17 protein-coding genes are annotated in these 13,958 nt (G+C 63.4%); all 17 read right to left on the reverse strand.

Translation table 11 applies throughout. From position 1 onward, the window contains the following. Positions 1-43 precede the first annotated feature (43 nt). On the reverse strand, positions 44-850 hold the full coding sequence (locus PP1Y_RS07915; RefSeq protein ID WP_013831767.1) for a DNA adenine methylase: 807 nt from the start codon (positions 848-850) through the stop codon (positions 44-46). Positions 851-1,026: 176 nt separating this feature from the next. After that, positions 1,027-1,284, reverse strand: a complete 258-nt coding sequence (locus PP1Y_RS07920) for a hypothetical protein (RefSeq protein ID WP_041558678.1) — start codon at positions 1,282-1,284, stop codon at positions 1,027-1,029. Positions 1,285-1,297: 13 nt separating this feature from the next. Beyond that, positions 1,298-1,681: a tail fiber assembly protein gene (locus tag PP1Y_RS07925; protein ID WP_013831768.1), complete on the reverse strand. Its 384-nt coding sequence runs from the start codon at positions 1,679-1,681 to the stop codon at positions 1,298-1,300. A gap of 8 nt (positions 1,682-1,689) precedes the next feature. After that, positions 1,690-4,218, reverse strand: a complete 2,529-nt coding sequence (locus tag PP1Y_RS24640) for a hypothetical protein (RefSeq protein ID WP_013831769.1) — start codon at positions 4,216-4,218, stop codon at positions 1,690-1,692. Between the two features lie 12 nt (positions 4,219-4,230). Beyond that, complete coding sequence (locus PP1Y_RS07935) at positions 4,231-4,785, reverse strand: phage tail protein I (protein WP_013831770.1); 555 nt, start codon at positions 4,783-4,785, stop codon at positions 4,231-4,233. Beyond that, complete coding sequence (locus PP1Y_RS07940; RefSeq protein WP_013831771.1) at positions 4,782-5,675, reverse strand: baseplate J/gp47 family protein; 894 nt, start codon at positions 5,673-5,675, stop codon at positions 4,782-4,784. Before PP1Y_RS07940 ends, PP1Y_RS07935 begins: the two co-directional genes overlap by 4 nt. A gap of 324 nt (positions 5,676-5,999) precedes the next feature. Then, entirely contained in the window at positions 6,000-8,360 is a 2,361-nt protein-coding gene (locus tag PP1Y_RS07945; RefSeq protein WP_013831772.1) for an SIR2 family protein, read from the reverse strand. A gap of 288 nt (positions 8,361-8,648) precedes the next feature. Continuing rightward, the gene (locus PP1Y_RS07950; RefSeq protein ID WP_013831773.1) at positions 8,649-9,320 is read right to left on the reverse strand and encodes a phage virion morphogenesis protein; all 672 of its coding nucleotides are present in this window, start codon (positions 9,318-9,320) and stop codon (positions 8,649-8,651) included. Further along, positions 9,317-9,835 carry a phage tail protein gene (locus PP1Y_RS07955; protein WP_013831774.1) on the reverse strand — a complete coding sequence of 173 codons (519 nt, stop codon included), beginning with the start codon at positions 9,833-9,835 and terminating at the stop codon, positions 9,317-9,319. The genes PP1Y_RS07950 and PP1Y_RS07955 overlap by 4 nt, the downstream gene beginning before the upstream one ends. Further along, positions 9,819-9,950 carry a hypothetical protein gene (locus tag PP1Y_RS26480; protein WP_255327357.1) on the reverse strand — a complete coding sequence of 44 codons (132 nt, stop codon included), beginning with the start codon at positions 9,948-9,950 and terminating at the stop codon, positions 9,819-9,821. Before PP1Y_RS26480 ends, PP1Y_RS07955 begins: the two co-directional genes overlap by 17 nt. A gap of 10 nt (positions 9,951-9,960) precedes the next feature. Beyond that, positions 9,961-10,356: a hypothetical protein gene (locus PP1Y_RS07965; RefSeq protein ID WP_013831775.1), complete on the reverse strand. Its 396-nt coding sequence runs from the start codon at positions 10,354-10,356 to the stop codon at positions 9,961-9,963. Next, positions 10,353-10,805 (reverse strand): D-Ala-D-Ala carboxypeptidase family metallohydrolase, encoded by a 453-nt coding sequence (locus PP1Y_RS07970; protein WP_041558680.1) that lies wholly within the window; start codon positions 10,803-10,805, stop codon positions 10,353-10,355. Before PP1Y_RS07970 ends, PP1Y_RS07965 begins: the two co-directional genes overlap by 4 nt. A gap of 4 nt (positions 10,806-10,809) precedes the next feature. Further along, positions 10,810-11,142, reverse strand: a complete 333-nt coding sequence (locus tag PP1Y_RS07975; RefSeq protein ID WP_013831776.1) for a hypothetical protein — start codon at positions 11,140-11,142, stop codon at positions 10,810-10,812. 4 nt (positions 11,143-11,146) lie between these two features. Further along, positions 11,147-11,371: a tail protein X gene (locus tag PP1Y_RS07980; RefSeq protein ID WP_013831777.1), complete on the reverse strand. Its 225-nt coding sequence runs from the start codon at positions 11,369-11,371 to the stop codon at positions 11,147-11,149. Continuing rightward, positions 11,371-11,853 carry a head completion/stabilization protein gene (locus PP1Y_RS07985; RefSeq protein WP_013831778.1) on the reverse strand — a complete coding sequence of 161 codons (483 nt, stop codon included), beginning with the start codon at positions 11,851-11,853 and terminating at the stop codon, positions 11,371-11,373. Before PP1Y_RS07985 ends, PP1Y_RS07980 begins: the two co-directional genes overlap by 1 nt. Before the next feature lie 120 nt (positions 11,854-11,973). Further along, positions 11,974-12,768 (reverse strand): phage terminase small subunit, encoded by a 795-nt coding sequence (gene gpM, locus PP1Y_RS07990; protein WP_013831779.1) that lies wholly within the window; start codon positions 12,766-12,768, stop codon positions 11,974-11,976. 54 nt (positions 12,769-12,822) lie between these two features. Then, positions 12,823-13,914: a phage major capsid protein, P2 family gene (locus tag PP1Y_RS07995; RefSeq protein WP_013831780.1), complete on the reverse strand. Its 1,092-nt coding sequence runs from the start codon at positions 13,912-13,914 to the stop codon at positions 12,823-12,825. Positions 13,915-13,958 lie beyond the last annotated feature (44 nt).

A 13,958-nucleotide genomic window follows, 5' to 3' on the forward strand; every position in this document is an offset into this window, starting at 1 on the left:
AAACATTTACAAGACGCTTCCAGCAGGCCCACCAAACATCATTCTAGGCAGACGAAAAATTGCGAACTAACACTTCGCGAGCCTGTCGGGATTTCGCGCCTACCGAGTAAGTCGTGTCGATCGACGTGATGGTGAAGGCCGCGAAGGTCTCGCGTACGCCAGCGTTGTCATTCAGCGACATCAGGAATTTGCCCTTGATGCCAGCCAGCTGATCCGCAAGCGCGGCGAAGTCGTCGCGGGTGAAGACGTCCGCGCCATAGTCGCGCTCGCAGGCCCAGTATGGCGGATCGAGGTAGAACAGCGCACCGTCGCGGTCATAGCGGCGGATGAAGTCGCCATAGGGCAGGCGCTCTATGGTGACCGACTGGAGGCGATCATGGAGATCGGCCAGCATAGGTTCCAGCTTGCCGACATCGAACCGCGCGGGCGCAGAAGCATCGACCCCAAAGTTGCGGCCAGAAACCTTGCCGCCGAAGGCCAGACGCTGGACATAGAGGAAGCGCACGGCGCGCTGGAGGTCGGTGAGCGTATCCGGGGCCTGCGCCAGAAGGCGTTCGAACTCGGCGCGGCTCGCCACGCGGAATCGCAGCATGTCGATGAGGTAGGGATAGTGTTCGGCCAGGCAGCGGAACAGGGTGACGACGTCGCCCGAAATGTCGTTGATCGCCTCTGCCCTTGGGCGGCGCGAGCGGCGCAGGAAGATGCCGCCCATGCCAACGAATGGTTCGGCATAGCTGGTGTGCGGCGTACGCTCGATGATGGCGCAGATCCGTTTGGAAAGGTTGCGTTTCCCGCCGATGTACCCGGCAGCGGGGGAAACGGGGCGAACGAGAACAAAAGGGGTAGACATGTTGGATTTCCTGCACGATTGCCCTTCGCGGCATGCCACGGAAGGGAACTCAGAAAAGGCGGGCGCGCCGCCTTGAGAGTGCGAGTGCAGGCTCGCGGTTTTCAGGATGCGGGAACATCCGAAGCCCCCTTCCGTAAAGGGGCCGGGTGGCGGCAGGGCGGCCCCGCCGCCGGGCATTATTCCGAAGCGGTCGCTACCTCCGCCGGCTCTGGCTCTGGCTCCGGGTTGGTGATGACGCCGGCGGCGATCTTGTGCGCCACGCCCATGGCAACTTCCTCGACGCGGGCCTTGGTGGCCGTCTTGTCGTAGCTGCCGTCCGCCTTCAGCACGGCATTGACGTCGCGCTTGTGGACGATCTCGCCACTGGTGAAGGTGACCGGGACGGCGCGGGTCTGGGCATTGAAAGCGCCGATCTTGAACGAGAGTTCGGACACGGGAAGTTCCTTTCTAGGCTGGGGCGACCGGCCATTCGACGGCGGCCGGATCGGTGACGGTTTCTGGAAGATCGCGAAGGGCCTGCCGGTAGGCGACCCAATCGGCTCGGAGTTCATAGGTCAGCGGGCTGTCGGGCATTTGCGTCCAGTCGCTGGCACTCAGGAGATAACCGCGACGCTTGCGCAGTGCGCTCCACTGCTCGGCCTCGCTGGGCGGCGCCGGAATGACCGCGACTGGTTCGCCCGCTTCATCTGCCTTGATGACCATGCCTTCCGCCTGCGCCTGCAGAAGTTCGGCGTGACGCTCGGGCGTGATCTCCACCGCGTCTGCAGGGACCACCAGGTGCAAGTCGCTGTCATAGAACCCGCACGACTGTGAGCTGAAATAGCGTGCCATGTTTGCCCTCAAATCCTTCCGAGTGCGAAAACGACCGGCGCTGCTGCGACTTCCCCGGTGTTGCCTGAGTAGCCGCGCATGACCGTGCAGCCGTTGTTGCTGGGTGAGCCGACAAGCTGGAACCAGACGTCCGCGCTGGACGATGCGTATGACACCGAGGTCGAGACGAAAGCATCGATCACGGCGGTAAAGGTGAGAGGCCAGTTCAGCGCCTGGCTCCCTTCGCTGGCCCCCGAAGCCCCGCGCACCCATTGCAGGACCAGGCCGCCCGGCAGCTTCTGGTAACCGCCTGCAGACAAGTCGCCTGCGAAGTCCGCCATCTTTGCGAATGCACTGGCGTGCTGGCCGTCGAGCAAGTCGGCGTCCAGGCCGCTGCCAGCGCCGTCGTTATCGGGGCCCCACAGGTTATAGGCGCCGCGCCACATGCTGGCGCCCTTGATGTTCAGGACATTGCCGTTGAGGTTCGGCTCGGTGACCAGCGCGCCCTGATCGGTGGAATCCACGGTGGCCTTAAGTCGTGCGCCGCTCCACCCGATGTAGATCTTGTTCGTGCCCTGACCAATGCCGCCGCCCTGCTGGACTGGCGTGTAGCCAAGGCGGGCGGGAATGTCCGCGTAATAGCTGCCCTGCTGGCCGTCGAGCAAATCGGCATCAAGGCCCGATCCGCTGCCATCGTTGCCCGAATGCCAGAGAAGGTGCGAAACGGCGCCGGCCGACCAACCGCCAAAGCGCAACGAATTGTCGGTATCGAGGCCCAGGAATGCCGCGAAGGAGCCGGGCCGGTGGAACGTCATGACGGCCGCGCCGGTGCCGTTGCCTCTCACTTCCAAAGGCGTCGAATCGCTTGGCCTTGACGCAATCCCCTGACTGTCGCCGCTTGTGAATGAAAGTACGTTCGTGAAGCTATCGCCCGACTTGCTGACGGGCGTATAGCCAAGCCGGGCGGGAATGTCCGCGTAATAGGCCCCCTGCTGGCCATCGAGCAAATCGGCGTCCAGGCCAGATCCGGCACCGTCATTGCCTGCTGTCCAGGCAAGGGCGCCCTGGATCGTGAATGTGCTGCCATAACCCCAGCGCCAGACCTCGCCATATTGCGTGTCATAGACGCCCAGCCCCGAGGCACTGCCGTACATGTACGCAGTTTGGCCGCTCCGCTCGAATTCAATGTGTTTTTCGCTTGTGTGGACCGACGAGAACAGGATCTTTCCAGAACCGGAAACCGCCAAAGTTCCCGTGACCGTGTCGCCAGCCCTATTGAACGGCGTATAGCCAAGCCGGGCGGGAATGTCGGCGTAATAGCTGCCGTGCTGGCCGTCCAGCAAATCGGCGTCTAGGCCCGACCCGGCGCCGTCGTTGCCGGCGTGCCAAACCTTGCCGCCGCTCGCGCCGAAATCAAATTCGAGAGTCCTAGTGCCGCCGGAAAAAGGGCCGATCATCCGGAAGCCATTGTTATAGATATCAATTGACGGATCGCCCGTCATTGCCCCGGATGGGGCCTTTGCAAAGTCAATCTGGCCGCCTTCAAAGCCGCTTGCCTGCCCCATGCCGACAAGCAAATTGCCGCTGAAAGCCTGGCTTTGTGGCAAATTTAGCCTTGCAAACGCGCTACCGTGCTGGCCGTCCAGCAAATCGGCATCAAGGCCCGATCCGGCGCCGTCATTATCTGGCCCCCACACATCATAACCGCCGCGCCTCATGGCGGCGCCATTCACGGTAAGAGCGCCGGCCGCCAGATAAGGGTCCGTCACCAGGTTGCCCTGGTCGGTGACGTCGACGGTCGCCTTGAGGCGACTGGCGCTGGACCACCCGATCTTGATGACGTTACCGGCAAGCTGCCCGTTGCCGGTGCCCTGCTGGACGGGATTATAGCCGAGGCGTGCCGGGATGTTGCTGTACCAGCTGCCCTGCTGCCCATCGAGCAGATCGGCATCGAGGCCTGAACCTGCGCCATCGTTACCGGGGTGCCAGATACCGGCATTGTTCGCGCCGAAGCGGGCATCGAGCCACGCATTCACGGCGTCCTTGACCATCTTCTCAGCCGGTACGCGGCTCGCGCTGGTCCCCCCGATGGCTTCCGCCAGCGTCGAGAGTTCGACGACGCCCATCTGCTCGGTGGTCGCAGGCGGGTTCAGGAAATTGGCATCGCCGAAGGTCAGGTCCGTCGCGTCCACATCGGCAAACTGGACGTCGATCGCGAGCAGCATGAGCGCCTGCGCCGACTTCTCGACCAGCACGTCCGCCTGCCCGTAGATGGCGAAGAGCGTACCGTCGCCAAGGTAGAGCGCGAGACTGCGCACGGTGAAGACGTCGCCGGTCTCGTCCCTCACGATCAGGTGGATCGTATCGTCGGCCACGACATCGCCCGAGAGCGTGGCGATGCGCTTGAACTCGCCGGGCAGAGCAGTCGCCCCGGGATCGGGCGTGACCGCGGTGCCGGTCAGGCCGACCTCAGCAATCGTGACCGGGGCGGTCCCGGTGTTGCTCGCATCCACGAGCGCAGCGCGGCCTGCATTGGTGACGGTGAGGGTGAGACCCATGAATTCCTCCGGTCAGGTCGCGGCCGGCGCCGTGCAGGACAGGCGGGCGAAAATGGTGGGGCGCACGGCAGCGACCAGGCCGACACCGGCCTGCGTGTTGATGCCCTGCGTGAAAGTGAAAGTGCTGCGCACCGGCTTGGCGCGGCTGACCTCGGCAATGACCTGATCGACGAAGGCGGCCGAGGCCGGGGCGCCTGCCTGATCGAGGTTCAGAACAAGATCGAAGGTGTGCGGGGCGCCCTTCGGCTCGCTCTGCCACCATTCACGAATGGCAACCGATCCGCCGAAGCTGGCGATGACCGCGCGCACCGATTCCGCGGTGCCCTTGCGCCGGGCAATGGAGATCGCTTGGCGCACGCGCTCACGCTTGATGCCCTCGGGCCAGCTGGTCGACCAGTTATCGAGGCTGAGGCCCCATGCCAGCCAGGGCAGAAGCTCGATCGGGCAGTCGTCGGGCGACCAGACCGAGCGGACGGGCGTCGGGATCTCCAGCAGACCGGCGGCGACCTGCTCGAGCGCCTTTTCCAGCGCAGTGGAACCGGGAGGCAGCAGCGTTGGGTACGTCATTCGCCGGTCCCGGCGTAATTGATCGTGGTGCCGGTGCAGTGCGGCGCCTGCGTGCGCGAAACGATGATGTCGGCAGCGGGGGCGCTGAGTTCGACATTCTGCACGCCTTCAACATGGAGGGCGGCGAAGATGGCTGAGCGGGTAATGTCACGGCCAAGGCGGTGGCTGCTCGCGATGTAGGCATCGAGATTGGCGTGCGCGGCGGCGAGGACGACGCCGCCATCGGGGCCACTGAAAGTGGTGAGCGTAGCCTCCACGGCATAAGTGACGATCTCTGCCGACTGGACGGTGACGAAATCGGTCAGCGGGCGGCGCGTTTCGTCCGAGACGTAGGCGGCAACCTTGCTGACGAGCGCGGCCGAAGCTGCGCCCGAGCCGGTGCGGGAGAGGACGGAGACCAGCACTTCGCCTGCGGCCGGGCTGGTGGCGCTGGCATCCAGCACATCGGCATCGGCCGACAAGGCGTGGAAGATATAGGCGCCTTCCGGCCCGGCGACCGAATAGCCTTCCGGCGCCAGCACCATGCGACGGCGGAAATCGGCATCGCTTTCCATGACGGCGGGAATGCCCAGCGCCTCGTCGGCCGAGGCCAGGGTAAAGCGGGTGATGCCGAAGAGGGCGGCGATGTTGTCGAGATCCGCGCCAACCGCATAGGCGGGCATGACGGCGCGCACGGCATCGTTGACGCGCTGGCGCAGCAGCTGGGCGAAATAGGCGAACACCTGCAGCAGCTTGGTGGCCGGATCGCTGTCACGCGTGATGAACTCCGGCATTTGCGCCTGCATGCGCGCGACGGCATCGGCAAGGATGGTTTCGAAATCCAGTTCCTCGACGATATCGGGCGCAGGCAGGCGCGACAGATCGACAGCGGTGAAGGTAGCATCGGCCATGCCGCCCATGTCGCTGGGCTGGCAGGGCGATGGCTATGGGCTGCATTTGGATGGGCGGCTGACCAAATGCGAGTGTCGACGCCGGAATTCAGGCCATTAGGTCATCGACTGGTGAGCAGCATTGGAGAGGAAGCGCCTGCGGCTCGAATGGCGGAGAGGGGCCGGTAGGCGAAGGTCTGGTTCGGAGCCGGGTTGTGAGATTAGCTGACGCTCACTCGGAGCTGGCTGTCGACCAGAACACGCCGTTCGGACCAGCCGCCGTGAACTTCTGCTCCTGATGTTAGCGGACATTTGTTCATGGAGCCGCTGACGCCAGTTAGATCGTCACCGCCCCGCGAGGGCGGCCCGTACCTCGGACATGAGATTACGGTACTTGCGCAGATTGTAGCTTTCCCTGCTTCGAGATACCTTGGCCTGTTCCACGATCAGATCGAGGTTTTTGAAGGCGTGCTGCAGCCATGCTACAGCCTTCTCGTCGTCCGCTATCTGCGCATACTGCAGAGCTTGGTCACTGTATCTGAGCAGATGGTAGGACCTCCGCGCATCGTTCTTGATGCATTGCTCGAGAACCTCCATGCTCTCTTCGACGCCGTCGAGGGCCGTGCGATCGGCGAGATTGCGCCTAAGTACGTCAATGTTTGCCTCAAAGAGGATACGCGCGTGGGTGTTCCTAATTGAGAATACGCGGCCTCGACTCCGAGAAAGGGCCGTGTCAATCCAAGAGAAGGCCTCGGTGAAGCTCTTCATCTTAGAGAGATAGATGGCTCCGTGCTGATAGTCGTATGCGTTTTCCGTCGACGCCACTAGCCGCTCGTAGAACCGCTGTCCATCTGCAACCCGAGGGTACGCTCGTCGGGCGAAGTCGTTGTCGTATGCGTATCGCCTGAAAACCGGGTAATCGACGATAAGACGGGTTGGGACGGCGCTGTGGAAGCGACTGAATATGCGGTTGAACGCCCGTGGCTGGCACTCTCGGAGCGCGATGCGCGCCAGAGCGCCGGAGCGTACTGAGAAGTAATCCTGGTGGGGGTCGTCCTCCAAGTCCACCTCCACGAGGAAACTGTCTATGCGCTTCGCGATATCATAGACATCGGTGTACTGCTTTTGGGGCCCGGATAGAAAAGCGTAAATCATGTCAAAAGATACAACTGTGCGACAGGCCGCGACGTAGCAAGCCATCATGTAAACGTCGAACGCTACAGGATCCCTCTTCTCGAATTCGGAGAGCTTGGCGCGAAACCTCGAAGTCAGGTTCTCGTCAAAGACGTGTCGACGGAATGACTCGAACAGTCCAACCTCGCCGCTGTCACGTTCGACCGTCTCAAGATTGTCCGGATGCCACCTCCGGATATCCACGGGTATTGAGTCGATAATCCCCTGCAGATCCTGCGGAATGATCTCGGAACTCGAATGTACGTCCAGTCGGCCCTGCATCGATCTGAGACCGACTGAGTCGAAGTAAATGCTTTGCTCAGCAGATACGATCTGCGCGCCGATGTCCCGCACAAGGCGGTCGATCGGATCGCGGGAATCGATCAGATTGTCTACAAATACCAAGGCTTTATCGGGCTTTCCGGAGTGTTCCGCTACGATCTGGTCGGCCTGCGGCGCGGTGATGCGATCAAAGTAGAGCACCGGGCGCTCCGGCGCGATTTCGGACGCAACCTGCATAAGCACGGTCGTTTTTCCCGAGAGCGGCAATCCAACCAGTGCTACATGGCGACCGTTGTAGATTGAGTTCTTTACCGCTGCGTTCACCCGCCTCCGCACCAATTGGTTCGAATAGGCGTCGGACCATTCCGGCTCGGAGCCGAGGAAGAAGTTGCGTATCGGGCGCTGCGCGACCTCGCCTGGCGCGGGAACCTGGCCGGTGAAGGCTCGATGGCTCGGTGTTGCCTGCGTCACCGCGTCCGTACCGACCTCATCGACAACATAGCGGAGGAAGTCCTCGATCTCGCCGAACAATATGTGGAAGCCGAGCGCGGTATAGAGGGCCGTTGCGCCTTCGTCCTCCCGCCGCAGGAGGATCCAGCGGTTGAATTGGGAGCGAGACGAGCTGTCGTGCAGACCCTGAAGCACGCCGGCATCATGCATTCCATACCCTAGAAACAAGGTCGGCCTTGCCTGCAACTCCCGCTGGAACACATACCAAGTCTCTCGGTCTGAGGCGAAGGCCGAGGAGATTTGTCCGGGAGTGAACAGGAAGTCGGCATCCGAGTGCCGTACGTTCCCGTGTAGCGCGACGAACTGGACGACCTCGCCGGGCTGCCTCGGGGCGCCTAGGGGCGTGACGTCATGCAGCACGCGCGTGTGCTCCCCTTGACGGGCGTTGAATATGTGAAACGGCAAATCGTCTATGTTCGTGGTGTACAGGAATTCGGGGTTCAACCTGCGCAGTGCGTCATATCTATCATCATACGTTCCGACCGTGAATAACTTCTCCAGGAACTCCCTCAGCGCCACCCTACGGTCGGACAGAAGCACCGCGTAAAGCCCAGCAAGGTCGAGCGACGCATATGCGTCGAGGCCGAACTCTTTGATCAGGAGCGTCTTTAACCCATCACCTACGGGCAGCGTGTCGCCGCCGCCGTTGCGGGCAAGCGTCGAAAAGCCTGCACCTGTGAATAGGTTCACGCCCCTCGCCAAGTCGGCTTTTAGCAGTCCGGTTTCCGTAACCTTGAGCATTCATTCCCCCGAATCATTTCAACCCGCCCAACTAGCAGTAGATCGAGTGTGAAACGCAAATACTTGCGAAACCGCGAGCACGCCATTGACAATGCGTAGAGACTCGCAGCCGCCGGTCAGCCTTCGGCTCACCTCCGGCCATAACCGGACTGACCACTCGTAGGCGCGCGACTTTTCCGGTTGAACGGCATGAATGGGCGCATACTGACCATATGCGCGATGAGGGCTCTGTCAGAGCATCCGAAAGAATTGCTGTTCAGAATAAAGATCTGAAAACGCTACTTAAAATCAAGTTCCAGCAATGTACAGGTATAGCGCGTCCAGCATGCGTTCCCGATCGGCAGGCGTGGCGCCCAGCAGTTCACGCCGGGGATAGGGCACGGCCTTTGCCCGGAGCGATGGCCTGTCGCGAAGACCCTGCTGGTGGACGCTGGCGATCTGCGAGACCTTGCCGGTGAAGCCGACCCAAAAGCCCTGGTCGTCGGTCTGGGTCTTCAGGAAACGCGAACTTGCCAGGCGGCGGAACATGGCCCTGCGGCGCAGGCCACCACGACGGCGCAGCTTGCCGGCGCCGCGGTTGCGATATTCTTCCGGTACGGGGAGCCACTTGACCACCTTGTCGAATTCGAAGGTGCGGATGCCGCCGGCCCCGATATCGAAGCCGGTCATCGAGCGGCCTGTGCCCCAAGTGAAACTCTTCATGATCACGCGGCGCGGCGGGCCGCCGCCGTGTGCGGGATAGAGAAAGCAGGCCGTACCCCGGCCCGATACCGGCGGCTGCTTGGCCTTACGCGGTTCGAAGGCGCTGCCATCGGGCTGGTGCTGGGCGGTGATGCGCTGGCGCTGGCTGATTGCCAGTTCGCGGGCCATCTTTCGCATGATCGCGCGCCGCTTGCCCGACGAAAGGCTGCGCAGCAGGGCGCCTGCGATGCGTTCGACTTCGGCCAGATCGTCCGTCATGCGTCAGGAGGAATCGCCGGTGTCAGAACGGCATCAGGATCGGTGGTCTCGGCGAGCAGTTGGACATTGCCAAAGCCCTGCAGAAAGGACGCGGTCACGCCGTCGAACATCGGCGGGAAGGCCGGTTCCTCGGGGTGGGTCACATCGTAGCCGCTGCCGTCCACGCGTGGGATGACCAGCACGGGTTCGGTCAGGTCAATCGACAGCTCTATGTCGTAAGTTTCGCTGTCGAGCAGTTCGGCTTCGAACCGGAAGGGCTTGTTATCGCTTGCCTGCAGCAGCTGCGGCTGTTCCTTCTCGATCCATGCCAGAACGGCGACCATGATCGTATCGGTATCGCCCGCAAAGTCCGTGATGAGCGCTTTGACCGTATAGGCATAGGCGAATGACAGCGTAGCGGATCGGCGCGCGCCGACCTGGCCGCCTTCGAGGTAAACCTGCAGGAGATCCGGGTGAGTCTTCAAATCGGGCAGGAAGGCGGTCAGCCAGCGCCGCAGGCTATCGGCCTTGCGCATAATCCGCCTCCGAAGCGATGCGGACCTGTGCCTGCAGTTCGATCAGCATGGCGCGGATCTGACCAGCCACATCGTACAGCGCGTTCAGGCTGGCGACGGCATCCGCGCCATCCATCTCGCCTGCGCTATTGCGCTGCACCTTCGGCAGGGGCGGTGGCGGTGCCAGAAGGCTGGGCGACACCTTCGGCATTGGCGATCGCGGCGGAACGGTCGAGCAGGCGCACGCCATCAGCATCGATGCAGAGATTGCGATAGACCGGGCGTTCGATGACCTTCTGGCTTTCATGATAGATTTCCCTGACGCTGGATTGCCGCGCATATTCGGCGGCCTGGGCGCGCTCGGCAGACGCATCGATCTGGCCCTGCAGCTTGCGGCGGACGGCATCTGCGGCATCGTCCGCACGCTTCTGCGCGGCCCGCTCCTGCGTCACGCCGATATGCGTGCCGTAGGCGAAGCCGCCGATGCCGGAGAGGCAGGTGGCCAGCGCCCCGGCAAGGGCAAGGTGGGATGCGCCGATCAAGCGAGCAGTCCCTTGAAATAGTTACGGCGCGCGAAGGTCAGTGCTTCCTTGCGCAGGCGACCGTCACGATAGCTGACATGCACCCAACCGCTGCTCGGATTGCCGCGCACGTAATTCTCAAGGATCAGCTGGTCGAAGGGCAGGCGGTCACGAATGAAGGTGGCCACGGTGAGATTGTCGATGCCGGCGATCTCAAGGTCGGCAGCCTCACCCTTCGCATGCTGGCTGCCCGTGGTCGAACCGACAGCAAGGCACAGTTTGGGAGACCGGAATCTGGAAGTGATCCGAACCGGCTGCCCAAAATGGGCGCGAAGCGGTTCCAGCACCTTGGTGCAAAGCAGCTTCATGGCTGCGATCTGCTGCGCATCGGGGGAGTTGGCGATCCGTTCGCGCTCGGCGGTGGCCGATGCGGTGAATTCGTCCAGGCTGAAGTTTGGCGACAGCTGCATGGGTTCAGTCCTTTTTCGGCAGGAAGCGGTCGGCAAGGCGGCCCGGCACGCTGGCAAGCGCGTCGGTCGCGGCCTTTGCGAGGCGGGGTGTGGCGTCGAAGGCGAGCAGCGCGATGCCGAAGGCGATCGACTGCGCGACGAAGTCATTCCAGCCCGTCAGTTCGATGATGGCGCGGGTGGCGTAGAAGCTGACGGTGGAGCCGACGATCCACTGCACGAAGCGCTGGCGCCACGAGAGGCCCGGCTTCCATGCCTGGGCAACAGCCGAGCCGATTAGCGAAGGCGTGAGCGATCCGATGGCATCGGCAATGGAGGGGAGGAAGGTGCGCAGGTCCATGGTTTCAGTCCCAGAGCTGGATGAGGGGCCGCACGCGCGGGGCGCTTATCTCGGCAGTGGCGGGAACGATCACGATCGTGCCCAGCGGGAGGATCGGGCCAAGATCGGCAAGGCCCGGATTGGCATCGAGGATGCGGGTCAGGTCGGACGGACCGAGCCCGGCCTCGCGAAACAGCAGCAGGTCCAACTTGTCTCCCGCGCGGGCCACGAGGCGCTGCTCGGCCGCCATCAGATCAGGTCCACGGTAGTGCGCGTGGTGCCGAGGATGTCGCGGATCGCGTGCATGGCATCGCGGCGCAGTTCGCCGATGGACACTTCCAGCTCGTCTGCCTGATTGCTGCCGGCCGCGGTCGTATCGAAATCGCGGTGCCGCTCGATCAGCTCGGCCTTGGTGAACAGGGCAATGGCGCGGTTGTAGCGGATCGACTGGACGCTCTGCCCGTCCAGCTGCGGTGCCGGAACGGCGGCGAGAGTGGCACAGCCTTCGGCCATGCGGTCCTTCGCCCAGGTGCGCAGATCGATCTCCACCGACATGATCGCGCCAAGGATGGCGGCGCGCAGGCGGGCGGGCGTGATGCTGGTGGGGATGCGGGCAGCCTCGCGCACGCGGGCGGGCTCGATATCCGGAAAGAAGCCGTCATTGATCACGGCGCTTTCGGCAGGCGGGGCCTGATCGATTTCCGCTTCCGGCGGGCGGGCAACGAATGTCATGGTGCCTCCTGTTCGGCCCGCCGGCTAACGGGGGTGGGGATCGGGTCAGAGGGCGGCCCTGCGGCTTCAGGAAGCCTCCCGCCCCGCGCGATCCGCCCCCGAGCGCCGGGGGCGAGCCTGTCAGGCGGCGTTCTGGCCGCCCTGTTCGTTGGTTTCTTCGGGTTCGGGCGTGACGGCGACGAGGAGCTTTTCCGCCCGCCTGATCCGGTCCTTCACACCGATGCGATCGTGGAGGCGCTGGGCCTCACGCAGGGCATCCAGCGCGGCATTGAGGCGCGGCGCGCTGGTTGAGGCTTCGGACTCCTCGGCCCTGCGCAGCTGCTCGACGCCGATGGCCTTGAGCAGCTTGGCGCGGGCCTGATCGTGCATGTCCTCGCCATGGGTCAGGTGATCTGCGCCATCGAGAATGGCGAGCGGGAACTCTTCACCCGCCGCCTGCGTCTTGAGCGCGGCCTCGGCAATTTCTTCGAGGATCACGGTCGCGGTATCGCGCTGGTAGCGCGCGGGCATCTCGACGCGGTGGCGCATCATGAATTCGGCAAGGTCGAGCGCGTCTGAATATTCGCCGACATCGATCATCCAGACCATGCAGGTCGGCAGCACTTCGGCGGCGATGCCGCTTCCCACGCCCGCGTCAGCCTTGTGCAGGCCGACAAGCCAGTCACGGTAATGCGGCAGCATTTCGCGCTTGGCCGCGATCTTCAGGTCGATCGACTTGATCTCCTTCAGGCGGCGCAGGTCATGTGTCAGGCGAAGGGCGATCTGCGCGGCGGCGCGATCGGCCGGGGCAGCGTTGGCCGCCCCCGCTGCCGGAAGAGGGGCTGCAGCGGGGGCGGCAGCCGCTCCACCATCGGGAGCGGACGCGACGGTCTGGGAGGCAAGGATGCGGTCCCGGTGGCGGCGAGCGAGGCTCATGTGCGTGTCCTGTCAGGTGGAGCGGTGTTGGGTTCGGTTACCGGAGGGCCGGAATCAGGCGGCGGGCTTCTTGCCCATGACCACGTTCTCGACGAGGGCGGTGCGGCCGTAGTCTTCGACGACGTAGTCTTCGTTCACCGATTCGTAGTTCTCGATCTGGTCGAGCGCGGGCTCGTCCCTGATCTGGCGGCGGCGGGTTTCCTCCTGCCAATAGATCGAGAGGTTATCGAGGCTGGTGATCAGCATCGAGGTTTCGGGGAAGAAGGGCACGATCACGGCGCGCTTGCCCGCCAGCTGCTTTGGCAGCGTGAGGATGCGATGCGCGGCCTCGCGCTCGGTCGCGGTTTCGCCTGCGGCCTGCAGCAGGTTCAGGTACTTGTCCTTGACCAGCTTCCAGCCAACGATGACGACGAGGTCGGTATCGCTGCGGTGCCAGGGATCGAGCAGGTCGAGCGCGTCGAAGGCCAGCGCGTCGAGGTTGGCATAGTCGGCTTCGGCGCTCGCAGTGTTGGTGGCATCGCCATCGACCACTTCCACGCCCGCCGCGACATAGATCGCCTTGGTTGGATCGACCGAAAGGTCACCGTCGTTCAGCACGCGCGAGCCTGCATGGGTGCGGATCTTGTGCAGCCAGCCCTCGTTGACGTCCTGCAGCAGAGGATTGGCGACGACGTCGGTCGACGCGGCGGCCGAGGTGCCGTTGAAGCCGATCATGATCCGGTCGCGGCCCTGCTGCTTCAGGATCACGTCGCGCAGCAGGGTCTGGAACTGGGGCTTGTGGCGCCAGGCATCGAGCTTTGCGTACTTGATCGCGTGGTCGTAGTTGGTCTGGCGGCAGAAGTAGCTGCCGTTGTCGCCGGTGTCGGTCGGATCGGTGGGGGTGCGGCGGTTGCCGCCTGCCGTGTCGGTGCGGCTTGCCATCGGGCGGGTGACGGTGACGCCGACCTTCTGCCCGGTCTGCTGCGGCACGCCGACGATGTTGATCTCGCTCAGGAAGTCGCTCGACTCCTGGATCTTCTCTTCCAGCGTCTGCTCAACGGCGGGCGATACGCTGAACTTGGTGACGGCATCCTCGACGTCGATACCGTTCAGCAGCGCGATCTGGCTGACGTAGGATTTGAAGAGCTGGCGGGTTTCTTTACGCATGTGCGTGGGCTCCTGGCGGGATGAAGGCGGGGGACTTGCGGGAC

Source organism: Novosphingobium sp. PP1Y (assembly GCF_000253255.1).
Taxonomy (GTDB): Bacteria; Pseudomonadota; Alphaproteobacteria; order Sphingomonadales; family Sphingomonadaceae; genus Novosphingobium.